General features: G+C 64.6%; 20 protein-coding genes. 5 read left to right on the top strand and 15 right to left on the bottom strand.

What is annotated here, in order from left to right; genetic code table 11:
• The first annotated feature begins 149 nt into the window (after positions 1-149).
• Positions 150-1,643, top strand: coding sequence for a hypothetical protein (locus B4N44_RS05470; protein ID WP_296697691.1), 1,494 nt, complete (start codon positions 150-152; stop codon positions 1,641-1,643).
• A gap of 97 nt (positions 1,644-1,740) precedes the next feature.
• Here the strand turns inward: B4N44_RS05470 and B4N44_RS05465 are convergent, their stop codons facing one another.
• From B4N44_RS05465 to B4N44_RS05425, 9 genes are read right to left on the bottom strand one after another with little or no spacing between them, the layout of a single operon-like run.
• Entirely contained in the window at positions 1,741-4,206 is a 2,466-nt protein-coding gene (locus B4N44_RS05465) for a proton-conducting transporter membrane subunit (protein WP_296697688.1), read from the bottom strand.
• Positions 4,203-5,702: a proton-conducting transporter membrane subunit gene (locus B4N44_RS05460; RefSeq protein WP_296697685.1), complete on the bottom strand. Its 1,500-nt coding sequence runs from the start codon at positions 5,700-5,702 to the stop codon at positions 4,203-4,205. The genes B4N44_RS05465 and B4N44_RS05460 overlap by 4 nt, the downstream gene beginning before the upstream one ends.
• Positions 5,699-7,138: a complex I subunit 5 family protein gene (locus tag B4N44_RS05455; RefSeq protein ID WP_414718115.1), complete on the bottom strand. Its 1,440-nt coding sequence runs from the start codon at positions 7,136-7,138 to the stop codon at positions 5,699-5,701. Before B4N44_RS05455 ends, B4N44_RS05460 begins: the two co-directional genes overlap by 4 nt.
• The gene (locus B4N44_RS05450) at positions 7,131-7,424 is read right to left on the bottom strand and encodes an NADH-quinone oxidoreductase subunit K (protein ID WP_296697679.1); all 294 of its coding nucleotides are present in this window, start codon (positions 7,422-7,424) and stop codon (positions 7,131-7,133) included. Before B4N44_RS05450 ends, B4N44_RS05455 begins: the two co-directional genes overlap by 8 nt.
• Complete coding sequence (locus B4N44_RS05445; protein WP_296697676.1) at positions 7,421-8,104, bottom strand: MnhB domain-containing protein; 684 nt, start codon at positions 8,102-8,104, stop codon at positions 7,421-7,423. Before B4N44_RS05445 ends, B4N44_RS05450 begins: the two co-directional genes overlap by 4 nt.
• Positions 8,101-8,388: a Na(+)/H(+) antiporter subunit B gene (locus B4N44_RS05440; protein ID WP_296697675.1), complete on the bottom strand. Its 288-nt coding sequence runs from the start codon at positions 8,386-8,388 to the stop codon at positions 8,101-8,103. The genes B4N44_RS05445 and B4N44_RS05440 overlap by 4 nt, the downstream gene beginning before the upstream one ends.
• Positions 8,385-8,681 carry a cation:proton antiporter gene (locus B4N44_RS05435; protein ID WP_296697672.1) on the bottom strand — a complete coding sequence of 99 codons (297 nt, stop codon included), beginning with the start codon at positions 8,679-8,681 and terminating at the stop codon, positions 8,385-8,387. The genes B4N44_RS05440 and B4N44_RS05435 overlap by 4 nt, the downstream gene beginning before the upstream one ends.
• Positions 8,682-8,685: 4 nt before the next feature.
• On the bottom strand, positions 8,686-8,949 hold the full coding sequence (locus B4N44_RS05430) for a monovalent cation/H+ antiporter complex subunit F (protein WP_296697669.1): 264 nt from the start codon (positions 8,947-8,949) through the stop codon (positions 8,686-8,688).
• The gene (locus tag B4N44_RS05425) at positions 8,946-9,530 is read right to left on the bottom strand and encodes a Na+/H+ antiporter subunit E (protein WP_296697667.1); all 585 of its coding nucleotides are present in this window, start codon (positions 9,528-9,530) and stop codon (positions 8,946-8,948) included. Before B4N44_RS05425 ends, B4N44_RS05430 begins: the two co-directional genes overlap by 4 nt.
• A 466-nt stretch (positions 9,531-9,996) precedes the next feature.
• Between B4N44_RS05425 and B4N44_RS05420 the strand changes: the two genes are divergently transcribed.
• On the top strand, positions 9,997-10,722 hold the full coding sequence (locus B4N44_RS05420) for a DUF502 domain-containing protein (RefSeq protein WP_296697665.1): 726 nt from the start codon (positions 9,997-9,999) through the stop codon (positions 10,720-10,722).
• Between the two features lie 135 nt (positions 10,723-10,857).
• Complete coding sequence (locus B4N44_RS05415) at positions 10,858-11,868, top strand: DUF2333 family protein (RefSeq protein WP_296697662.1); 1,011 nt, start codon at positions 10,858-10,860, stop codon at positions 11,866-11,868.
• Between the two features lie 186 nt (positions 11,869-12,054).
• On the opposite strand, the gene B4N44_RS05410 is transcribed toward B4N44_RS05415, so the two are convergent.
• The 6 genes from B4N44_RS05410 to B4N44_RS05385 all read right to left on the bottom strand — a co-directional run bounded on the left by B4N44_RS05410 (position 12,055) and on the right by B4N44_RS05385 (position 18,719).
• Positions 12,055-13,347 carry an FCSD flavin-binding domain-containing protein gene (locus B4N44_RS05410; RefSeq protein WP_296697660.1) on the bottom strand — a complete coding sequence of 431 codons (1,293 nt, stop codon included), beginning with the start codon at positions 13,345-13,347 and terminating at the stop codon, positions 12,055-12,057.
• 22 nt (positions 13,348-13,369) lie between these two features.
• Entirely contained in the window at positions 13,370-13,987 is a 618-nt protein-coding gene (locus B4N44_RS05405; protein ID WP_296697657.1) for a c-type cytochrome, read from the bottom strand.
• 133 nt (positions 13,988-14,120) lie between these two features.
• Positions 14,121-15,110 (bottom strand): ankyrin repeat domain-containing protein, encoded by a 990-nt coding sequence (locus tag B4N44_RS05400; protein ID WP_296697655.1) that lies wholly within the window; start codon positions 15,108-15,110, stop codon positions 14,121-14,123.
• A 33-nt stretch (positions 15,111-15,143) separates the two neighbouring features.
• Positions 15,144-15,797 carry a NapC/NirT family cytochrome c gene (locus B4N44_RS05395; protein WP_296697653.1) on the bottom strand — a complete coding sequence of 218 codons (654 nt, stop codon included), beginning with the start codon at positions 15,795-15,797 and terminating at the stop codon, positions 15,144-15,146.
• Between the two features lie 299 nt (positions 15,798-16,096).
• On the bottom strand, positions 16,097-17,167 hold the full coding sequence (gene nadA / locus B4N44_RS05390; RefSeq protein WP_296697650.1) for a quinolinate synthase NadA: 1,071 nt from the start codon (positions 17,165-17,167) through the stop codon (positions 16,097-16,099).
• A 25-nt stretch (positions 17,168-17,192) separates the two neighbouring features.
• The gene (locus B4N44_RS05385) at positions 17,193-18,719 is read right to left on the bottom strand and encodes a dynamin family protein (RefSeq protein ID WP_296697648.1); all 1,527 of its coding nucleotides are present in this window, start codon (positions 18,717-18,719) and stop codon (positions 17,193-17,195) included.
• Positions 18,720-19,342: 623 nt separating this feature from the next.
• Here B4N44_RS05385 and B4N44_RS05380 point away from each other — a divergent pair.
• Together B4N44_RS05380 and B4N44_RS05375 are read left to right on the top strand one after the other, a co-directional pair.
• Positions 19,343-20,428: an efflux RND transporter periplasmic adaptor subunit gene (locus tag B4N44_RS05380; RefSeq protein ID WP_296697698.1), complete on the top strand. Its 1,086-nt coding sequence runs from the start codon at positions 19,343-19,345 to the stop codon at positions 20,426-20,428.
• A 97-nt stretch (positions 20,429-20,525) separates the two neighbouring features.
• A complete protein-coding gene (locus B4N44_RS05375) occupies positions 20,526-24,353 on the top strand; it encodes an efflux RND transporter permease subunit (RefSeq protein ID WP_296697645.1) in 3,828 nt (1,275 codons plus the stop codon).
• Positions 24,354-24,400 lie beyond the last annotated feature (47 nt).

Raw genomic sequence — 24,400 nt, 5'->3', positions numbered from 1 at the left:
GCTGAGGAACGACGCTAATCACCAACATGAATCGGATCGGCAAGGTCAGCATGCTTGGATTGACCGCGACCGTTTCGGAGTCGTTCTCGACCTTATGAGACCAAAAGGTTTAATCACTCAGTCGGCTCGGCGCCGACGTTAAGAGGTAGATGATGCGCGAGCCGCAGACGGGTCGTGATCCGGACCCGGGGGGCACGGTTGCCGCGCGGGTGCTTGCATGGCTATTCGATCTGCTGCTGGGTCGCTGGATGTACCTTGTCGGCGTGCCGATGTTGGCGTTCGGCGGCGCCTTTCTCGCGGCGGGCTGGCAGATCGGTCCGGATTACGGAATGTTCCAACGGGAGGTCGCATCGCTGTCCGGGCGGGCGGAGGCTCGATCCGTCGAACCCTTCTGGTGGCTCGATCTGGATGCCGACCGTGCACGGGACGGCGATCACTGGTCGCACCATGCGTTCATGAAGCTCTGTATCACCGCGGACTATTCGGTCGCGGGGCAGGATTATCGGCGTGTGTTCTGCAGCGACGGGCGCAAGCCGCGTCTGCCCGGTGACCTCGGCGTGCTGGACGTCGGCGGGATCTTGCCCGGCGTCGAAGCGGCCTGGCCCCGTGACTCGGCCGGCAATCCGGTTATCTCGCTGAGGATGGCTGCGGACGTCCGGGCGCTCCTGTCGAGCCGCGAGGCTGCCTATTGGACGCCGGTCGGGCAGACCGAGGAGGTTCGCGCGGCGATGCCGCCGCCCGGAACCGAGCTGGATGCCCTGCTGCTTGAGCTCGATCGACCGCTTGAGTGGCTGGTTCGGCTGTGGCCGCGGGAGGGCGAGCGGTCGGTCGACTTGCGCTATGACGCCGAGCATCCCGAGAATGCCTATCCCGAAACATTGGTCGGCGGTCTCGAAATGTCTTCGGACCGGCTTGGAACCTCGATCATCCTGCTGATGATCGGGCTTGCGGTCTGGGGGACCGGGGTCGTCATCACCCTCTTCGATCAGTCACCGCGAACGCGCGCGATTGTCGGGGTCTTGCCCTTGGTGTTGGTGCCCTGGTGGTCGGATGCGTTGCTCGGTGCGGCACGCTGGATCGATCGCCAGAGCTATCATTTGGCGGCCGATTTCCTCCCCGAGCTCACGCTGGGCAGACGACTGCCGATCAGCATGCATGACCCCGAGGCGTTTGGCGATTTCGAGAACATCCGGTGGCCCGCGATCGGCCCGCCCTCCTATTACGCAGCTCTTCTCGAGCCGATGGGTCTTCGGCGCCCCCCGGTGCAACCGGAGGATGGCGACGCTGCGCTGATGGAGGCGGTTCGTCAGGTCGACGCCGCCGTCGCCGTGCTTTCCGATGCCGAGCGCGCGACGCTCTTCGACGCGCTGAGCCAGGCCGAGCTGAACGATCGCGGTGAAGTCGCGCTGCTCTTCCTGAGCAGCGCGCGCACCACCGCGCTGGATCCCGAGCGATCACCCGCGTCGCGCCTCGCCGCCGAGCGTTTCATCACCTGGATGACCGTCACCCCCATGGAGCCGAGGCGCGGGGAGCCTGGTTTTGCCGCCCGTACGGAGCTGTGGCGGGCACTTCTCGATTTTCCGCCTGTTCCCGGGGTGGAGGCCGCTGCACGACGGTTGCTCGAGCGCATGCCCGGTCAATAATGGTCGGGTCTGATTCAACAATGGCGGCGTGCGGTAAAGCTCAACCTCTCGCTGGATCTCGAACGTCGGGCGCGCATAGCAGACAGGACTCTTCGGCCTAATCGGGCTCCCGCAGCCGATCAAGCAGATCGAAGGTGATGGCGCCAGTGGGTGTAATACCGCGATCGGTCTGGAAGCCTCGGATCGCGTCGCGGGTGCGGGGTCCGATCAAACCGTCGGCCGGGCCGGGATCGAAGCCGAGTGCGTCGAGATTTGCCTGGATCAGGAGGACCAGTGCGTTCGACAAAGGCGGCGCATCGAGACGTTGCGGCGTGCCGTCCACGGAGACGCATCGGGCCAAGACGACCTCGCGACTGCTTGCGGCGTGTCGGAAGACATAGGGCTCGTCGGGATCGCAAACCGGCTCGGCGGCGTGGGGCACGACCGCGAGCGACTCCGACGGCGCGAGCTCCGATTCCTCCGGTTCAAGTGGTCGACTCGGCGCATCGAGCACGGGAGCGTCGGCCTCGGTGCTCGGGTCGAGCGCGTCTGGTTGTTCGGTCGGCCCGGCCGTCGGCTGTGCGCTCGGGTCGGGATCCGTGGCGTCGGGCAGTGGATCAGGCGCAATCGCGACGGCATCGGGCGCAGCCGGGGCAGCCGCGGCAGCCGGGGCAGTCGTCGGCGATGCCATGACCGGCGTCGCGTCGTCGCGATCAACTCGCTGAGGCACCGGTCTCTGTATCGGCACGACCAACGCCATGACGATCAAAAGCGTCATGATGCCGAGCCAGAGTCCGCCCGCGAGTGGCCAGGCGGTGAGCCGGAGATCCAGATCTGAGGGCGGACGCCGAGCGAGCTCGGTCAGGCGTTCCCGAAGCGGAGCGGCCAGGCGAGCAGAGGCACTCCGATAGCCGCGGATCGACCAGCGCAGTGTCCACCGCGCACTCATCAGGAGCGGGCGGACCAGCTCGAGCAGATCGCCGGGTTTGATGCTGTCGACCAGGGTCGCCAGCGCCGCGGGCCGCCGTAAGGCGAGCACGGCGACGGGGATGGCGAGCAGGCCCGCCAGGGCGATCAGCCTGACATCGGTCAGCCAGGCTGTCGGAGATCCGAGCACCAAGGGATAAAGAATCACCAAGCCGATCAGCGGAACCCAACCCACGAGCGCCCAAGTGGCCCGAGGAATCGGGGTCGCGGCCGAGCCGCCTCCGGAGCGATCCCCACCCTCGCCGGGTTTAGCGAGTTGCGCCCCGAACCCAAACCATCGCCCCACTCGGTTTCGATCAAAAAAACGCTTTGAAGCGCCTTCCGCTCGAGGCTCGTTGTTCCCGCCTGGATCGTGCTCGGTGACGACGTCGTGACCTGCTCGATGAACGCGCTTCAAACTCCAGATGAACCGCACCATCATCCAGGCGGTCGCGACGGTGGTCATGGCGACAGCGACCTGCAGCCACGCCCAATCGGAATCGACTAGGACCGGCTTGATCCCGTATTTGGCCACGGCGCCGCTGCTGAGCGGCACGGCGGCCATCGACAAGGCGAGCAGCACGAGCCCGCCAAAGACCACCCCCTGTAAGCCTGCGGATTTGCGCAGACCCACGCCTAGAAAGAGGCCGCCTTTGGTCAGCGCGTGATGTCCGGCGTAGAGGGCCAAGCCGATGGCGGCGACCGGAGCGATTTCGGGCTCGATGAGCATAAGTCCCAAGGTCACCGCCATGAGCCCCATCTTGCCGACACTCGAATAGGCCAGCAGAACCTTCGGGTTGGACTGCAGGATACCGATGGGGGCTGCATACAGGGCCGTCGCCAGGCCGGCAAAGACAAACAGCAGCCCCCAGCCCGGCAATGCGACCTCGCCGACGGGCAGGAACCTCAGCCAACCGAGCAGGGCGACCTTGATCATGGCGCCGCTGAGCACCGCACTGGCCGGAATGGGTGCGGCTGGATGGGCCAACGGAAGCCAGACATGCAGCGGGACTAGGCCGGCCTTCACCGCGAGACCGAGCACCAGGAGTGCGATCGCGAGATCGTCGAGCTCGACGAGATCCTCCGGGGTCGGCGTGATCGAGCCGGTCGTCGAGGCGATCATGACCAATGCCGCGAACAGAGCAAGCTCCGCGCCCAGGGTCAAGACGAGATAGACCTTGCCCGCTCGCAAGGCGCTCCGGTCGCCCTCGTGGATCACCAGGCCGTAGGAGGAGAGCCCCATGAGCGCGAAACCGACATAGAAGCTGACCAGGTCCTGCCCGACGATCAGCCAGAGGTTCCCGGCCATCGCCAGCAGGAAGAAGGTGTTGAAGCGCCCGACGTGCGGCGTGCCGCGCATGCTCGCGACGGCATGGATACCGGCGGCGATCCAGAGGATCGAGGTGAAGATCAGAAAGATCCGTCCGATCTCGTCGAGACCGAACCGCGCGCCGAGCAGCAGCCAGGGTAGGTCGAGCGACTCCCCGGTCGGAACCGACAATGCCGCGACGAGCGCGGGCACGGCGGCGACGGCAGGGGTCCACCAGGACAGCCGATGCATGGCAAAGGCCGCCGCCAGAAGCGGAATCGCGGCGACGAGCGGTAGGAGCCAGGTCATCGGCCGTACTCCCGCTCCGCGATCAGGCTCGCCCACTCGAGCGGTGTGAAGGGCGCGGCAGCGAAGAGTCCGGCGCTCAGCGCAAGCACTGCCGTGATCACCGGCGGCCAGAGCAAGGCACCCGCGATCTCCAATCGCCCGGCATGGCGGTGCTCCTGCGGCCACTGTTTCGGGGCGGGTCTGAACCAGGCGCGGTGCAGGATGGGCAGGAAATAGGCGGCATTCAGCAGGCTGCTCGCGATCAGGACCGCGATGACCCAATTCGAGCCGGCATCCGCGGCGCCGAGCCCGAGATACCACTTGCTCACGAAGCCCGCGACCGGCGGGACCCCGATCATGCCGAGCGCGCCGACCGTGAAGGCGAGACTGGTCCAGGGCATGCGACGCCCGACGCCGTCCATCTCGCTGACCTTGTGAACACCCAACGTCTCTGCATAGTTCCCGGCACAGAAGAAGAGCGTGATCTTCATGAGACCTTGGTGAACCAGGTGGACCATGCCGCCGATGGTCGCGATGGGCCCGAAGATCGAGGCGCCGAGCGCGATATAGGACACCTGACTGACGGTCGAATAGGCCAGCCGCTTTTTCAGACTGTCCTGGGTCAGGGCCATCAGCGACCCGTAAATGATGGTGACGGAGGCCAGGATGCCGAGCGCCACGAGCAGACCGTTGGCATAGGCGAACTCCACGCCGTAGACATCGTAGACCACGCGCACGATCCCGAAGGCCCCGGCCTTCACCACCGCAACCGCGTGCAGCAGCGCACTGACCGGTGCGGGGGCGACCATCGCCTGCGGTAACCAACCGTGCAGCGGAACCAAGGCCGCTTTGACCCCCAGCCCGGCCAACAGCACGAAAAAGATCAGGATCAGCTCAATGCGGATTTCCTCGGGCGACACGCCCAGGATCCCGCCCTGCGTGAACTCCACCGGGCCGACGAGCGCCTGCAGCCAGATCGCTCCGACCAGGAGCAAGGCCCCGCCGCCCATCGTGTAGGCGAGATAGACCTTGGCCCCGTGCGCGGCATCGGGCGTGCCGCGATGTGCGACCAAGGGATAGGTCGCCAAGGTCAGGATCTCGTAGAAGATCACGAAGGTCAGCAGGTTTCCGGACAGGGCGATGCCGACCGTCGCCGAAACACAGATGCTGAAGAAGCCGAAGAATCGGCTGCGGTTCGGCGAATGCTCGAGATAGCCGATCGCATAGATGGTCGTCACCAACCACAAGAGCGTGGACAAGGCGACGAAGAGCACCGCCAAGGCGTCGGCCCTGAGCACCAGGTCCAGGCCGGGTGCGAGCGTCCAGCGAGTCTCGTAACGGTGTCCGTCGTAGACGCCGCCGATCATCCAGATCACCAGCCCCAGTTTGAGCAGCGCGCCGGTCATGTTCAGGACGGTGCGCAGGCGATGACTTTCTTCCCGCAGGAGGAAGATCAGCATGCCCGGGATCATCGAGCTCAGCAGGATCGCGGCCGGCAGCCAGGCGTCGAAGTTCATCCGAAGGCCCCCTGCTCGAGCAAGACCCACAGCGGCTGCGCGGCGATCCCGAGCCCGAAGGTCGCGATCAGCCCGAGCAGGAGCGCCGGGAGCTCGGTGCGCGCGTCGTTGACGAAACGATAGGGCGTGGGCTCGCGATTGAAGGCCCGGCTGAGGACGCGAAAGATGTAGGCGGCCGCGAGCAGCGTGCCGATCATCATCACGACCAGCCACCACCAGAGCCCCAGGATCATCGCCTGCTCGAGCATCATCCACTTGGCCAGAAAGGTTCCGCTCGGCGGTAGACCGATGAGGGCGACACCCGCCAGACCGATCGCGAAGGTGGCTGCGGGCAGCGCCTGCGCCGCACCGCCGAGGTCGTCGATCCGGTCGTGCCCCGCGGTCTTCTGCACCATCCCGGCGGCGAGGAAGAGACCGGCCTTGGCAAGGCCGTGGGTCAGGGCAAGCAAGACGACGGCGGCCAGGAGGTTGTCCCGGGCGAGGCCGGGCGGGGTCGCGACCAGCAAGGGGAAGGCGATGAAGAGATAGCCCATCTGGGCGACGGTCGAATAGGCCGCGAGGAGCTTGAGCCGCTCGGCGCGCAGTGCCCGCCAAGATCCCCAGACGACCGCTGCGGCGCCGAGAGTGCCGAGCAGGTTTGCAGCGGCTTCGTTCAGCACCGGCGCGAAGACGTCGAGCCAGAGGCGCAAGGCCAGATAGAAGGCGGCCTTCACCACCAGGGCGGACAAGGCGGCACTGACCGGTGCCGGGGCGTTGGCATGAGCGGGCGGGAGCCAGAAGTGCATCGGGAAGAGTGCGGCCTTCAGGATCAGGCCGCCGATCATCAGGGCCATGGCAGTCCAGGCGATCGGGCCGGGCTCGATCGCCTCGGCGACCAGGCCGATATCCAGCACACCGTAGGCGGCGTAGACGAGTGCGACGCCGAGCAGATAGCTCATGGAACCGAGCAGGCCCACCAACAGGTAACGCAGATTCGCGGCGACCGCTTCGCGCGTCCCGGTGAGTGCGCCCAGTGCCGCGGCGGAGAGGCCGAGAAGCTCCAGCGTCACATAGAGGTTGAACAGGTCGGTCGCGAGGAAGAGTCCGTTCAATGCGCTCCACAGCAACAACCAGAGGGGCCAGAAGTGCCGCGCGCTCTCCTGTTTGAAGTAGCCTCCGGCATAGACGCTGATGGCAAGTGCGACCACATTGGCCATCGCCAGGAAGGCCGCCGAGAGCCCGTCGGCCTCCAAGGCAATGCCGAGCGGGACGCCCCAGCCGCCGAGATCGGCCCTCAGGACGCCGTCGCTCCAGACCGCCGCCGTCACCGACAGGGCGCTCGCGGCCGTGAGCAGGGCGGCCAAGAGGCCCGGGCCGCGGGCATGCCCGGGCGAGACGGTGACAGCGAATGCGCCGATCAACGGCAGGGTGACCGACAGGGGCAGGGCGTCAATCATCATCCTGATCCAATCGCTTGCCGAACGCCAAGGCAAGTGCCGTGGCGCTCACGGCAACCACGATCCCGGTCAGGACCAGGGCGTGCGGGACCGGATCCGGCGAGGTGTCGATCCCGCGGTAGGCGATCGCGACCAGCATGTGGAAGACGCCGGCGCCCATCAGGTTGATGGCGATCAGCTTGCGCAGCAGCGGCGCATGCACGAGAAACGACCAGAGACCGAGCAGCACCAGGATGATTCCGGATCCGCCGTAGAAGAGCTGGGAGTAGAGGACCTGGCCGGTCACGCCGTCTCTCCGGTCGTCGGGCGTGCGGCGGGTCGGCCGCCCAAGTAAGCCGCTGCCAGGGTCGCGCCGATGGACAGGGTCGCAGCCGTCTCGATGAGTAGGATGAGCCATTTCGCGAGGCTCGGGGGGTAGGTCAGAAAGCCGTCGCCCACGACCATGAGCAGCAGACCCGTCATGGCGAAGACGAAGACGCCGAGCGCAACGAGGAGGCGCAGTCGGCCTTCGGACGGAAGCCCGGCGTTGCGATGTCCGGCGAGCGCAAGCATGACGCCGGCCGAGCCCAGTAGGGCTCCGGCCTGAAAGGCGCCGCCCGGTGCATAGGCGCCGACCCACAGCATGTACCCGGCCGAGAGGATCAGCAGAGGGACAAACCCGTTGACCATGCCGTCGAGCACGCTTGCTGCCGGCTGAAAGCCGGGGGCGGCCGCTCCCAGGGACCAGATCCCGAGCAGTGCGGCCAAAAGCACGGCCAGCTCGAGTAGGGTGTCGTAGGCGCGGAAGTTCAGCAGGACCGAGGTCACCGGGTTGGACACGCCGCTGTCGGGCACGCGCGCCAGCGCCACGGCTGCGAGCCGTTCTCCCGCCTCGCCCGTGACCGCCAGAAAGAAGGACCAGCCGAGCAGGCCGCCGACGGCGATCAGCCCGAGCGGGATGATGATGTGCTCCAGAGGCCGAATCACGGCGCGTCCTTCGCGTCGCTGTCCTCGCCCGTGGAGGTCTTGCGACCCGAGGCCCGTCGGGCCGCGGCGAGCATCAAGGCGCCGCTGAGGCCGGCCCCGATCGCCGCCTCGGCAAGGGCCAGATCGGGCGCCCGAAGTCGCGCCCAGACCAGTGCGAGCAGCAGTCCGAACGCGATGAAGAGGATCACCGCCCGTCGCAGCTCGCGGCTCGTGACGGTGACGACGGCAAGGCCGAGCAGGGTCAAGGTCAACAGCAGATCGAAGAGGGTGAGAAGGGCATTCATAGGACGTCCTCGCCGTCGCCGCGCAGCGCGCGCTTGGCGATGAGGTGTGCGCCCGTCGCGCCTGCGATCACCACGAGCAGCCAAACCAAGACGAGCTTCAGGCCGTAGAAGAGGTCGGGCGCCAGCGGCATCAGCCCGAGCACGATGAATCCCAGACCGACATTGTCTGCCTTGGTCAAGGCGTGGAGCCGACTGAAGCGGTCGTGTAGACGAATCAGACCGACCGTCCCTGCAATGAAAAAGAATGCGCCGACCAGCAGTAATGCACCGGAGAGGAGCTGTAGCGGATCCATCGAATCAGTCTCCGTGGTTCGTGAGGCGCCGTCGGGTGAAGGCCGTGACAGCGACAGCGGCGAGCAGCGAGAAGATCAGCGCCACATCGATCAGCGCCGGGACGGCGAGCACCGGGGCGAGGAGCAGGATGACGCCGATCCCCGAGGTCCCCATCAACTGCGCGGCCATCATGCGGTCCGACGGGGTCGGGCCGATGGCGACGCGGATCAGTCCGGCGGCGATTCCGGCCATCAGCACCAGTGCGACGCTCAAGAGAGACGTGCTCATGGGCGACCCTCCGGACGGGCCGGTGTCTCGTGCACCGAGGTCCCGTCCGACGGGGAATGCTCCGCAGTTGTCCGGTCCGAAACCGATTCAAGCGATTCGCCGAACAGGGCGGCGACGCGCCGCTCGAGCGTCGCCAGGCCTTCCACGACGTCCGTGCGGACGTCGAGTGCGTGCACCGTCACTAGATCCCCGCGCAGATCGGCGCTCAGCGTTCCGGGCAAGAGGCTGATGCTGTCGATGAAGACCAACCGTGCCTCGGGACTCCTCAGGCTGACCCGGTATTCTTGGTTTCCCGGTTGAACTCGCAGCCTCGGAAACAGCACACGCGCAGCGACATCGATCCCGCCTCGCAGCGACTCGATGAGGAAATAAGGTACGAAAACGGCCAAGCTCGACACCGAAAGGTTCCGGTCTCGCGGCTTGGACAGTTTCAGGCTTGCCAGCGTCGCCGCGACGACGAAAGGTCCGCCGACGATCCACGACGCTGCATCCGGCCCGACCAGGATCAACCATACGAGCGCGAAGCCGATCGCCCGTCCCGTAGCGGCTCGAGGGTGTGCAAAGGCGGGATGACGATACATTGATCTAAACCGCGTCCGGAGTGACGGTTGAAAGGCGCTTTCGCGTCGGCGAAGAGGGAGGTTGGGGCGTCGTCGGCATCACTCCAACGGGGATCGAATCAAATTCCGCGCAGAGATGAAAAAAACGAAGGGAAGCGATTCAAAAGACGAATTGTTAATGACAAAACCGCTAGGACTTACGAAGAATCCGTCGAAGGTCGAGGGAAACGCCTTAAAGATGAGGGGATCGGCAGCCGTAATCGGCTCTGTGTCGCCGCGCGGTGCTCCGGTGCGGTACGAACGCTTGATCGCTCTCGGATTCCGCGGCTGCGATGCGCGCGGAGGATGGCTCGCTCTACGGGACATCAGTGACCTCAAGATGGTTTAAACAGAAAAGCCCCCATGATTTCCGCTGCAATCGGATCTTCAAAGGGGTCCGCAAGTCAAACACGCCACAACCGCACGGCAGCGAAGCCTCAGGAAACAGATGACCCATCTTCGGAGAAACCTACTCACCGGGGTGGTGACCGTGATCCCCCTCATGGTGACCTCCTTTGTCTTCTTGTTTTTTCTGGACCTGCTCTCGGGGATCGGGCGACCGAAGGTGATCATCCTTGCCAATGCCGTGCGACCACTGTCGCCGGACATGGCGCGCTGGATCGTGGAAGTGCCCTGGTTGTCCTCGGCGCTCGCAATCACACTGACCCTGCTGATGTTGTATCTGCTGGGATGGGCGGTGACGCATCTCGTCGGGCGCAGGATCCTGTCGAGTGTCGAGGACTGGCTCAAGCGTATCCCGTTCGTGACCACCGTCTACGGAGCGACGAAGAGGCTCGTCGAGGCATTTCGGAGCGACGGGGTGGAGAAATCCCGCAAGGTCGTGTTGGTCGAGTTTCCCCACACCGAGATGAAGGCGGTCGGTTTTCACACGCACACCATGATCGACCGGGAGAGCGGCATCGAGCTGGCGGCGGTCTATGTCCCGACCGCACCGAACCCGACCAGCGGCTATCTCGAGATCGTGCCTTTGGATCGAATCATCCCTCAGGACTGGTCGGTCGACGAGGCCATGACCTTTGTCGTTTCGGGCGGCACGACAGGACCCGATACCATCCGCTTCACGCGCCCGGGCGCGAGCCGGGGCGTTGCTTCGGGGGCGACGACATCGGTTTCCTTTGCGGCCGAGGGCCTCTTGTCTCCGCCGGTCTACTGAATTCACCACAACCTCAAGGAGTCTTTCATGAACGAAAAACCGGCAACGGTGCCGCTGGGTCCGGACACGCGAAGTGATCACGGGCAAAGCTCGAAAAGGCCCGATCGGCCGAACCCGTCGGATATGGGTTCGAGCGTGCGGACGGGTTCGCGCCCCTCCGCGCTGCGCATCGTGGGGATCGGGCTTGCACTCTACGCCGTCGTGGTGCTTGCACTCGGCATCGTCTGGTCGCGCCAGCCACCTGTCTTCGACGTTGCAGCCCTCCAGGCGGAAGTGCTGGCGGGCTCCGGCGGGAAGCCTGTGCCGGGGACGGCGGTCGTGGCCGCGGCGATCGGCGTCGCGGAGACCCTTTTGGAGAAGAACGGCGGCTTCCTCTACAACGATCTGACCCCGCCGGGACTGTACCTGGACAATATGCCGAATTGGGAGTATGGCGCGCTCAAGGAGCTTCGCGATTCGGTGCGTGCGCTTCGCAACGATTTCAGCCGCTCCCAGACTCAGTCGATCGAAAACGACCATGCCAAGCGGGCCGACGTGAAGCTCGCGATCGATGCCTCGTCCTGGCTCCTCCCGTCGGCCGAAGACGAGTATCGCCAAGCCACCGATGCGCTACGTCTGTTCATGCGTGATCTGGCCACCGGTGAGGACCGGAGTGCGAGCTTCCACACTCGCGCGGACAATCTCGCGGCCTATCTTTCGATCGTCGAGAAACGACTCGGCAGCCTTGCCGTGCGCTTGAGTGCAAGCGTGGGCGATCACGAGTTGACCGCTGCCTTGGTGCAGAACGTCGGTGAAAACGATGTGGAGTTGGACGAGGTGCAGATCAAATCCGGCGGATCGGCGACGCCCTGGTATCTGGTCGACGATACCTATTACGAGGCGCGCGGCTATACCTGGGCCCTATTGCATATGATGCGGGCCATCTCAATCGATTTCGCGGAGATTCTGGCGTCCAAGAACGCGGACGTTTCGATTCAGCAGATCATTCGCGACCTGGAGGGTGCGAGCAAACCGATGGTCAGCCCGATCGTGCTCAACGGGCATGGCTACGGCTTCTTGGCCAATCACTCGCTGGTGATGGCGTCTTATATCTCGCGTGCCAATGCGGCGGTGCTGGATCTGCGGATCTTGATGCAGCAGGGCTGAACCGCGTCCCGTACAAACAGACGCTGTTGTCGCATCGGCTCGGCGTCGCGTGAAGCAAGCGGCGTTGGCGTGGACGCGGTTCAGAAAAGGACAAGCGAAAAAAAGGGGCGTTTCGGCCCCTTTCAACATCATCACGGCGTGATCGACTCAATCCAAGAGTCGATCCGTCGCTCCTCGCGTGCATCCTCAGCCAAAGGAGTCCTTCACGATGTTCCTGTACCAGCTATAGGCGTACTGCACCTCGCGAGCCAATGCCCACTCGGGTGCATCCATCGGCGTGACACCACCCGCGCCCTCGACGTCGGCGATTGCGCTGCCGTCCTCGGCCATCCGATAGACGCCGGCGACCGAGATGCCGTAGTCCGTGCCGACGATCGAGTAGCAGGTGTTGACATACGACGGTGTCCCCGGCTCCTCGCCCTTGAGCATGGCGACGACCGCGGCTGCGGCGACCTTGGCCTGGCTGTTGGCCGCATAGGCGGACTTGGGCATGGCGCCGGCGATACAGGCGTCGCCGATGACATGGATGCCGGGTCGGAGCTTGGACTCGAAGGACCGGAAGTCAACCGGACACCAACCGCCGTCGTCCGCGAGGCCTGCGGTCTGGGCGATCTCGCCGGCTCGCTGCGGCGGGATGATGTTGATGATGTCGGCCTTGATCTCGTCTCCGAAGCCGGTCTCGACCGTCATTTCGTCGGCCTTCACCAGGCTGACGGCTGCATCGGGACCGGGGCGCCACTCGATCAGTGCATCGTCGGTCCCGTAGCCATAGAGTCGCTCCCACGCTTGGGTGAAGAGTCCCTGTTTTGAAAACGCCTGCTTGGAGTCGAGGATGATGACCTTCGACTTGGGCTTGTTGGCCTTGAAGTAATGAGCGATCTGGCTGGCGCGCTCGTAAGGCCCGGGCGGACAGCGGAAGGGGTTGGCCGGCGCTGAGATGAGGACCACGCCGCCGTCGGCCATGTCCTCGAGCTGCTTGCGCAGGATCATGGTCTGCTCGCCGGCCTTCCAGGCGTGCGGCAGCTTCTGCGCGGCTTCTTCGCTGTAGCCTTCGACCTTGTCGTACAGGAGTTGGATCCCCGGCGCGACGATACAGCGGTCGAAACCGAATTCGGTCCCGCCGGCGGTCTTGACGACCTTCTTCTCGGCATCGATGTCCGCCGCCGTGTCATGCACGACATTGATCCCGAGCGCCTTGAGACCGTCGTAGCCGACCTTGAGCGTATCGAAGGCGCGGTCGCCGCCGAGCACCTCGTTGCTCAGATAGCAGGTGATGTATTCCTTGTTGGGCTCGATGACCGTCACGTCGATGCTCGAATCGGCCATCTTGATGTACTTGGCAGCCGTTGCACCGCCGGTGCCTCCGCCGACGATCACGACCTTCTGAGTCGCGCCGAGCGCGAGGTGGGGAGCACCGACCAGGCCGACCGCCGTTGCGGCACCGGCTACCTTTACGAAATCACGTCTGTTGATCTTCATTCCGTTTTCTCCTCCGGTGGCGTTACTGCTGGCTCGCGTAGAAAGCAAACACGGCGGCGAGACCTGTGTCTCCGTCCTTCTCGAGAAGCTCATCCAGCTTGCTTTTCATCTTCTTGGGGATCTCGCGGCGATCCTCCCGGAAGTCCTCCATTGCATAGGCGAGATAGGGTGTCCATTGGCCTGCGAGGAGGTAGAAGTCCTCGGCATCTTCACCGGTATCCGGATCGCGCAACGGGATGCCGCCCTCGGCGTGGCAGTTCTCGCAGTATTTGTCGTGCAACTTCGTGCCCTGATCCACGAGCGCTTTGTCGTAGTCCTGCTGGGCGGGCTTGAACTCCTGGGTGTTGAAGAATTCGGCCATCTTCTCGAATTCCTCGTCCGTATACCCCTTGGCGATCCGGCCCATGATCGTCGAATAGATGTCGCCGCTCTTGTAGCCCTGCATCATGTCGACAAAAACAACCCGGTTGATGCCGGCGATGATGGGCGATGCCGGCCCGGCACTTTGGCCGAGGGTGCCGTGACAACCGGCGCAGGTGTTGGCGAGCATCGATGCGGTGGCGTCGGCATTGGCTCCCGAGGACATGCCGAACGCGAGTGCGCCGGCAAGTAGGGCCAATCTTGGTGATATCGTGGCCATGCTTCCTCCAAAATGGTCGTTGGGTGGTGTCGGTAACGCGCGGCACTCGATGCCGCGATGCAGAAGGGGCGTCCTTGTTGCGTCCCTTAGTGCATTCGGTGTCGCCCCGGGCCGCGTCGGTCGAGTGACGGCCTCAGGGGCTGCTCGGCCGCTGCGCCAAGAGCGCGGCGGCTTCTTGATTGCCTCGTTGTTCCGCCAGGTCCACGGCGGCGAGCCCGTCGCGGTTGGTCAGAGCGGGGTCGGCGCGATAGGTCAACAGAAGTCGAATCAGCTCTGCGTGGTCCGTGACGACCGCTTCCATCAATGCAGAGGTGCCGTCCTCGTCCTGAAGGTTCGGATTGGCACCGCGTTCGAGCAAGAGCCGGGCGGCATCCGGATGGCCTTGGCTGATGGCGAGGATCAGCGGCGTTGCTCCGAGTCCGTCGCGGGCATTGACATCGGCACCCGCGTCGAGCAGGGCCTTCACCACGTGCCAGTGTCCCGCGTCCGCAGCGATCAGAAGCGCTGTTTCGCCCTCCCTGTCTCTGGATTCGAGCTCCGCACCGGCTTCGATCAAGAGGTCGATGACCTCGACCTGCCCATGCGCAGCGGCCAACATGAGGGCCGTTCGCCCGTCCACGTCGGATGCCTTGGGGTCGGCGCCGCGAAAGAGCAGCTGCTCGGCCATGTCCGAGATCCCGTAGCGCGAGGCGATCATCAAGGGATCCCAGCCGCTGCGGGTTCGGTCGTGTACGTTGGCGCCGCGCTCGATCAAGACGGCGGTGATGGCGATGTTGCCGTGTTCCGCGGCAAAGGTGAGCGGCGTGCAGCTCGCAACGGTGCGGGCATTCACGTTGGCTCCTCGCGTCAGGAGCAGGGCAACCGTCTCGAGGTCGTCGGATTCCACGGCGATCATCAGGGCCGTTTTGCCGAACTCGTTGGCCGAGTCGACCGGGACCCCTTGATCGAGCAAGGCGGCGAGGGTCTCGGTGTCGCCGATCATGGCGGCGAGGCGCAGCTCCTTGCCTGGATCGGGGCTCGCGGGATCGGCCGCCTGCACGTCGGCAAGCAGCAACGCGCCGAGGAGCGCCAGGAGTAAGGCGATCGCCCGCGGATGTTGCTTCGGAAGCTGGATGACACTCATGACCGACCTCGGAATGTTCGCTGCATGGCTCGCTCAGGCGGCGTCCGGATTCGCAGGCTTGGTCGTGCCGCCTGCACGGCGAGCTGCTTCGGATGCCGCTTGGGTGTCTTCGACATGCGCTTTCGCGGGCTCGGCGGGCGTCGGCTCTTCCGGCTCGTCGGGGAGATGATGGGCGATCCCTTTGTGACAATCGATGCAGGTCTGGCCGCGATCCTCGGCCGCGCCGTGTCGGCTGCGGGCTGAGCGGCTCTGGGCAGACAGGTCCATGTCGGAGAACTCGTGACAGCTCCTGCAGGTGCGCGAGTCGTCGGCCTTCATCCTGTCCCAGACGCGATTCGCCATCGCCCAGCGTTGTGCCTCGAACTTCTCCGGTGTATCGATCGTGCCGATCAATTCGTGGTAAACGTCCTTGGCGGCCATGAGCTTGGCGTGGAGCTTCGGGAAAAATTCCCGCGGCACATGACAGTCCGAGCAGGTTGCCTGGACACCGGAGGCGTTTTTGAAATGAACCGTCTCCTGATACTCGGCGTAGGGGACCTGCAGGCTGTGGCAGGAGACGCAGAGCTCCATGCGATTCGAATAGGCCAGACCGCCGGACATTGCACCGGCAAATCCGATCCCCGCCAGAAACACCAGTGCCAAGACGACAAACGACGTCCTGCGCGTGGATTTGCGGGCTTCAGACATAGACATCCTCTTCACGGCGACGACTGGGGGACGTCGTTGGCCGTCACGGCTCTTATTCTTGTGAATGCCGGACGGGCGTTTATTATTTGATGATTCGCAATCGATGGTACGGCATCCGCACCGTGCTTGCCAAGGTGGGCAAGCGTAAGGTTATCGGTCATGGGTTGGAGGAGACCGGCCGGTGCGGGGGCCGGGACGAGCGGATCGCTCGGATCATTTTAAGCCGCGTCCTGCGTAGGGTCGTGGATGCGCCAAACGTCGAGCTTATTCGAAAACGAGCCTCTCGCTCCGGACGCGGTTTAGTCCGCGTCGCGTCGTGCCCCGATCCCGCGCTCGCGCGCGAAATCGAGCATACGGCGAATCGGCACCAGCGCTCGTCTGCCGAGTGCCGGATCGATCAGGATCTCCTGATCACCCTTGAGCAGGACCTGCTCCAGATTCTGCAATGCATTCATGGCCATCCATGGGCAATGTGCGCAGCTTTCGCAGGTTGCGCCTTCGCCGGCTGTCGGGGCCGGGATCAGGGTCTTACCCGGTGCGAGCTGGTGCATCTTCCAGAAGATCCCGGCGTCCGTCGCGACGATGAACTCCCGGTTCGGCATCTCGACCACGGCCTTAATCAGTTGGGTGGTCGAGCCGACCACGTCGGCCTGATCGACCACTTCGTCCGGGGATTCGGGGTGCACCAGCACGGCTGCCTCGGGATGGAGCTTGCGCAAGCGCTCCAGCGCGAACGACTTGAACTCTTCGTGAACCACGCAGGCGCCGTCCCAGAGCAGCATGTCTGCCCCGGTCATGCGCTGGACATAGTGGCCGAGATGCTTATCGGGCGCCCAGAGGATCTTGCGCCCCTGCTCGGCGAGATAGGCGACGACGGGCAGTGCGATGCTGGATGTGACGACCCAGTCGGACCGGGCCTTCACCTGCGCGCTCGTATTGGCATAGACCACGACGGTGTGGTCCGGGTGGGCATCGCAGAAGGCGCCGAAGGCGTCGGCCGGACATCCTTCGTCGAGCGAGCAGGTGGCGCGGAGATCCGGCATCAGGATCCGCTTCTCGGGGTTGAGGATCTTCGCCGTCTCGCCCATAAAGCGAACGCCGCAGACCACCAGCGTCCGTGCACTGCTGGCGGCGCCGAAGCGGGCCATTTCCAACGAGTCCGAGACGCAGCCGCCGGTCTCCTCGGCGAGCGCCTGAAGATCGGCATCCGTGTAGTAATGGGCGACCAGGACGGCATCCTGCTCCTTGAGCAGGGTCTTGATGCGGTCCGTGAGCGCGTTCTTCTCGAGCGTGCTCAGAGCCGGCCATTGGGGATGCGGCGGGACCTCGATGGCGGGTCGGGACGCTGGGTCGGATGTTCGGATGCTCATCGTGTCACCAATGTGTGCGGTTCGATCAAGCCGCAGAGCGCTCCTTCTTGCCGAGGACGGCTGCCGGATCGTCCGGGAGGCGGACGGCGTGCGCCTTATGCGGCGACTCCTTCAGGCCCTTGGGGTTGGTGTAACGCTCGTTGAGCGTCTGCACGAAGTTCTCGCAGTTCTGAAGAACCTCGTTGATCTGCGCGCGGGCCTTGCCGCTCCAGCCGATCGGCCGGCCGATGATGACCGGGCGATAGAAACGGGTGTTCTTCCTGAAGGCAGACATCAGATTTCCCGGCGGGTTCTTGCGTGCAACCTGCTTTCTCAGCCAGGGCTCGACACTCATGGCAGCCAGTTTGCGGACGCCGAAATGGGTGCCGACGGCAAGCGCAATCAACATCCCGATCAAGGCATCGCGGCCCCACGGGACCTGGCTCGTCAGTACCTCCAGCCAGGCGGGTTCGTAGGAAAGCCTGACCCAATGACCTGCGCCGATACTCCAATACAAAAACAATGCACCCACAAGCGCGATGAGTGCCGCGTTGACGGTCAGGGTGCGGGCGCGCCAGCGCCGCACGGCGCTTTGCAACAGGGGCACCGCCTCGTGTCCGAAGGCGTTTGCGGTCTCGCGCAAGGCCGCGATGATGCGATAGGCACGCTCGATCTCCACGCGCTCCATGCGCAGGAAGATCTCGCCGAGGTCTTCGTCGCGCTTTTTCTCGAAGCGCCGGCGCTTGTGCTCGTCCGGGATGGTGTTCGCGGCGTCCGGATTGTAGATGGTGTAGAAGCGGCCCGCGGTCAGGCCCGCCTCGCCGATGGCGCGCAGCCAGGCCGCGACCACGTCCTCCGGGTTGTCCTCGTTGGCTGCGGTGTCGAGCTGATTGAGGATGTAGAGGAACTTGCCCGAATCGGCGCGGTGGATGGTGTCCTTCACCAGGTGCTTGAGTGTGTCGCGCATGGCACCCGGCTCGGGATGACGCGCGTCGAAAAACACCAGGACGAGGTCGGACAGACCGATCATGTGATCGCTGATGCGCAGGATCGCCGTGCGCTGTGCGTCGGCGTCGAAGCCGGGCGAGTCGATCAGGATCTTGCCGCGCAGACGTTCGCTGCAGCAGGTCTTGAGCTGCAGATAGGCATCGATGCGTTTGCCTTCCCCGCCGGCGACCTGCTCGATGTCGTGCGACATCTGATAGAAGGGGAAACGCGGGTCCGAGTCGAGCGAGACACCCGGAAGCGAATGACTGACCGTCTCGGGACTGTAGACGATGACGGTGAAGCGATCGTCCACGGCCTGATTGCCGGTGCGTTGCAGCTTCTGGCCGAGAAAGTAGTTGATGAAGGTCGATTTGCCCGCGGAGAAGGTGCCCAGGATCGAGATCAGCGGCCACCAGGGGATCTGGGTCGCGAACGACTGATTGGTGTCGAGCAGGCCCGTCCCGTAGGCTACGCGGTCGATCGCCCGGAAGCTCTGCACGGCACTGAGCAGGACCGGGTTCTCTTGCTCCAGATGAGACTCCAGCTCCTGCATGCGCTGTTGAACGGCCTCGGCGGTAGACGGCATGGGATCAGCTCCTCGATCTGGATCAAAACGCTTCGCTTAGCGGGCAAGGCATGGCGACAAGGTATCGGGATCGGCGGCGTCCGAGGTGCTCGGCGTGATTGCCGGCAGGCTAAAGTCGTCGCGGCGGCTGAGCCGATCCGGCCCCGACCGCAATGGCGCATGATGTTACACTGAAGTTCGCCGAGATGGATAGCCGGTCGCCGGCTAAGGTTAATCGGTTCGGACGCGCCTGGCATGCACGGCGCCGTCGGCAGTGATCGAGGGTGTCGAACCCCTCGCTGCGGCAAGTGTCGCGCCGAGCCGGTATTCGTCGGCTTGAATGTCGAGCGGCGTCGAAGGCATACTGCGTTACCGCGCCGTCCGGAGAATGAAAAGACAACGCGGCACTGAGCAGGCCAAAGGCGCCCGAGCTCGGATGCTGCAGATCCGCGACGGATGAGCGCCGGGCCCACGAGGCTGTCCGATGTCCACGGCAGGTCCGAAAGCCATAGCGCCAATCGGACGTGCGACAAAAAACCTAGCGTTTGGTGTGCGATCCGATGTCAATACAGTTTCGAACCGCCCGTTTTGCGTGCACGCTCGCCCTTGCCGCGGCTGTCTCCTCGGGCCTTGTCCAGGCCCAGATGCAGGCCGATATCGGCGAGACTTTCGTCGTTCAGCAGGCGCAGGGTGCACCCACCGTCTCCCTGGGCGGCAGCGTGGTGCCCTACAAGGAAGTGACGCTTGCCGCGCAGCTGCCGGGGCGCATCACCTTCATCGCCGGCCGCGAGGGCGACACCTTTAAGGAAAAGGATCTTCTCGTGGCGATCGGCGACGAGGAGCTGCTCGCGAATCGACGCGCACTGCTCGCGCAAATGGCGAGTGCCGATGCCCAACTGCGTAATGCGGGCGTTCAATACTCCAGAGAGATCTACTCGCCGCAGTCGACCTCCGCGATGGGCGGGATGGGTCTGCCGAATCTGTTCGATCAGATGTTTGCGCGCCCGGCCGAGAGCTTCATCGGCGAGCGCGACCGCACCGCCGAGCGTTCGGCCGATCTCTTCGCCTCAGGGATTCAGATCCAAGAGGCGCAGAACGCCATGCTGCGCCTCCAGGCGGAGCTTCAGGCACTCGACTCGAAGATTCGCGATGCCCGCAGCATCGCGCCCTTTGACGGGGTGATCGTGCGCAAGCTCGTCGAGGTCGGCGACACCATCCAGCCCGGACAACCCATGCTCAACTACGCCGACGTGGAATACCTGCAGGTCGAAGTCGATGTCCCGGCGCGGCTGCGTCCGGGCCTGCGCGACGGGATGATGGTCCAAGCCGAGCTTGATCCGGACAACCGGCGCGTGCCTGTTCGGGTGGCGCAGATCTTCCCGATGGCGGATCCGCAACGTCACACCGTCAAGATCAAGTTCGATCTTCCGCAGGGCGTGTCCGAGCCCGGGATGTACGCCAAAGTGCTGGTGCCGGATCTGAATGCGCCGGCGCGTGCCAATCCGGTCATCCCGAGCAGCGCGGTGCGTTACAACGGCAGCTTGCCCGGGGTCTACATCCTGAGCGAACGGGGCGAGCCGCAGTTGCGCTTGATCCGCGTCGGCGAGGAGCTCCCCGGCGCGATGGTGACCGTTCTGAGCGGGCTTCGCGCCGGCGAGAGGGTCCTCACGAATCCCGGTCCGCGTGTCACGGCCGGTTGGGCGAGCGGATCATCACCCGCGGATCGCTGACGACCGCTTTCTTAAGCCCCGGCGATCGCGTACCGCGATCGCCTGCGCAATCCATGTCGCAGCGATGCGGCGCAGGCCCGGTTAATCTGGATTCGACATGAGCCAAGACGTCACATCTCCTTCGCAGGATCGCAAGGATCCCGCGTACGACGAGGACAGCCTCGGAATCGCCGGGCGCGCAGCCCGATTCTTCATCCGCTCGCCGCTCTCGCCCCTCTTCTACGTCGCCATGCTGATGATGGGCCTGCTCGGTCTCATCATGACGCCGCGCCAGGAGGATCCGCAGATCTCGGTGCCCATGATCGACATCATGGTGCAGTATCCGGGTGCCTCGGCCCAGCAGGTCGCCAATATGGCGATGCAGCCGCTCGAGCGGATGATGAGCGAGATCCCCGGCGTCAAACACGTCTACTCCGCGTCTCAACGCGGCCAGGGCTTGGTGACGGTCGAATTCGTGGTCGGGGAGAAGATGGGTCCCTCCTTACTCAAGGTGAACGACAAGGTCGCCTCGAATATGGACAAGATCCCGCCCGGGGTCATGCCGCCGCTGATCAAGACCAAGGGGATCGACGACGTTCCGATCGTCACGCTGACACTCTGGTCCAGGGATCTCGACAGCGACGGGATTCCCGATGTGGACGACGGTCAGTTGCGCCTGCTTGCGCAGGACGTGCTGCAGGCGGTGAAGCAGGTCAAGGATACGGGCAACGCCTTCATCGTCGGCGGACGCCGCGAGGTGGTGACCGTCGATGTCCTCCCCGAGCGCCTTTCCGGGTATCAGATCAGTCTGGATCAGGTCGCCCAAACCCTCGTCAGTGCCAACGCAGAGCAGGTCGCAGGCGGACTCGAGGCGAGCGGGGCACGCTTCTCGGTCACCACCGGCGCCTTCTTGACGGGTGTGGAGGACATCAATCGTCTGGTGGTCGGGACCTTCAACAACCTGCCGATCTATATCCACGACGTGGCGCGCGTGACCCAGGGTCCCGAGGACGCCTCCGAGCTGGTCGCCTTCTACACCGGGCCGGCGTCCGAGATCGAGGACGCCGCGGATGGCCGCCCGGCCGTGACCATTGCGATCGCCAAAAAGGAGTTGACCAACGGCGTGACGGTGGCGAACGCCATCATCGAGCGCGTCGAAGAGCTCAAGGGCTCGCGCATCCCGGCGAACGTCGAGGTCAGCATCACGCGCAACTACGGCCAGTCCGCCGACCAAAAGGTCTCGGAGCTGATCGGCAAGCTGATCAAGGCGACCCTGTTCGTGGTTATCCTGGTGCTGCTGGCCTTCCGTGCTGTGCGTCCGGCCATCGTCGTCATGCTGGTCATCCCGGTCGTGCTCTTCATGACGGTCTTCGTGGCCTGGGTGACCAACTACACGATCGACCGGGTGAGTCTGTTTGCGTTGATCTTCTCGATCGGCATCCTGGTCGACGACGCCATCGTGGTGGTCGAGAACATCTATCGGCGCTGGCTCGAGGAGGGACGCACCGACGAGGACACGGCCATCGACGCCGTGCGCGAGGTCGGCAACCCGACCATCCTCGCCACCTTCACCGTCATCGCGGCCTTGCTGCCGATGGGGTTCGTCAGCGGCATGATGGGGCCCTACATGGCGCCGATCCCGGTGTTGGGCTCGGTGGCGATGTTCATCTCGCTGTTCGCGGCCTTCGTCTTCACGCCCTATCTGGCGATCTCCAAATGGCTGCGTCCCTCGATGAAATATCTCGAGGCCGCGGAGAAGCGCGAGCACAAGGAGGCCGAGGGTCTCGAGAAGCTCTATCGACGCATCCTGACGCCGCTGATCGAGCACCGCGGCAAGCGCTTGGTCTTCAAGCTGGCCCTTTGGGGTACCTTCCTCGTTACGCTGTCGTTCTTCTATTTCAACCTGGTGGCGGTCAAGATGCTGCCGCTGGACAACAAGCCCGAATTCTCGGTCGTGCTCGACATGCCCGAGGGAACGGCTCTGCCGGTGACGGCGAACCTCGCGCATCGCATGGCCGATAAGGTGCGCGGCATGCCCGAGGTGACCGCCATCCAGCTCTATGCCGGGACTGCGCGACCCTTCGACTTCAACGGCATGGTACGTCATTACTATCTGCGCTCCGACCCCTGGAACAGCGAGCTTCAGGTGCAGTTGACGGACAAGCACGACCGGGACCGCACCAGTCACGAGATCGCGGTCGAGGCGCGCGAACTGCTCAGCAAGCTGGTCGAGGGCACGGGCGCCTCGCTTGCGGTGGTGGAGATGCCGCCGGGTCCGCCGGTGCTTCAATCGGTCGTCGCGGAGGTCTACGGACCCACGCCCGAGCTGCGGCGCCAGTTCGCCCGCGACCTTACCGAGATCTTCGGCAAGGCCGAGAGTACCCGCGATGTCGACAACTATCTCAGGGGTGCCTTCGACTACTGGCGCTTCAACGTGGATACCGAGAAGGCGGTGCGTCGCGGCATCTCGGTGGATACCATCAACCGCAATCTCGCGATGGCCCTCGGCGGCTCGCCGATCGGCGACATCAAGCCCCAGGCAGGTCGCCAGATGGGCCACGAGCCGGTCCAGATCGTGCTTCAGGTGCCCTTGTCCGAGCGCTCGCAGGTGGATCGCCTCGGTGATCTTCCGATCCAGTCCAATCAAGGATACACGGTCCCGCTGCGCGAGCTCGGCGAGTTCCTGCTGACGCCTGAAGAGGACATCATCTACCACAAGGATCTGCGTCCTGTGGAGTATGTGGTGGCGGATGTCGGCGGGCGGCTCGCAGCACCCGTGTACGCGATGTCCCAAGTCGAGCGCATCGTCAATCAGCAGGACTACACGGCACCCGACGGAACCAAGCCGCAAGGCAGCGAGGAGATGGACGGCGCCATCTTCTGGCTGGGTGCGCCGCCCGACAGCAGTCGCTTGGCCTGGACCTGGGCGGGCGAGTGGACCGTCACCTACGAGACCTTCCGCGACATGGGTGCCGCCTTCGGCGTTGCGCTGATCCTGATCTATATCCTGGTGGTGTGGGAGTTCGGAAACTTCCGCATTCCGCTCGTGATCATGGCGCCGATTCCCTTGACCTTGCTCGGTATTATCCCGGCGCACGCGATCATGTTCAGCCTCGGTCTCGGCGGGGAGTTCACGGCGACCTCGATGATCGGCTGGATCGCGTTGGCGGGCATCATCGTGCGAAACTCCATCCTCCTCGTGGATTTCGCGATTCACGAGATCCAGAAGGGCGTGCCGGTTGCCGAGGCGATGATCCGCTCCTGCAAGATCCGCACGCGCCCGATCGTGATCACGGCCTTGGCCCTGGTCGCGGGCTCGAGCGTCATCATCACCGACCCCATCTTCCAGGGCATGGCGATCTCGTTGCTGTCCGGGGTGCTGGTCTCGACCGTCCTGACCCTGATCGTCATCCCGCTCGGCTGCGTCGCCGCCGGCGACGATATGTGTCGGGTGGCTCTCGCCACGGCCCCGCCCGGCACCAGCCTTCCGTGCGTGACGGATGCGGTGCCGAGCAAGGCACCGCTCAAGGGCTCGGGCGGCGGTGTCAGCCGGTTCTTCGGGAAGGTCGTGGAGTTCTTCATTCTTGCGCTCTATGCGGTACGCGGGATCTTCCTGCTCCTCTTCGACGCGGCGAAGGGCGCGCTCAAGACCAAGCCCGCTCGCCGGCCGGTCGCGCGCTCCGCGACGGCGACGACAGCCCCCGCCGATGCGCCCGTGGAGAAGGAAGTATCCTCCGCCAAAGGCGAGAGTGCGGCGTCGGAGCCTGCTCGGACCGTCACCAAAAAACCCGCGACGACGGGGTCGGATGCTAAACCAACAACGCGCAAGACGGCCGCCAAGAAGACCGCGGCAGCTGATACCTCGAGTCAGCCGGTTCAGAAGAAGGCGCCTCGACGCGGCATTCGTTTGAAGATCGACGACGAGAACGATACGGGCGATCGTTAGTGTATCGACGGCGAGGCGTGTCCTGCGTCCGGATGGACGCAGGACGG

Origin of the sequence: Thiocapsa sp. UBA6158, from assembly GCF_002423035.1 — a bacterium.
In the GTDB taxonomy this organism is placed as follows: domain Bacteria; phylum Pseudomonadota; class Gammaproteobacteria; order Chromatiales; family Chromatiaceae; genus Thiocapsa.
Note: the sequence above shows the minus strand (reverse complement) of the source record. Positions and strands in the feature narration are given on the sequence as shown.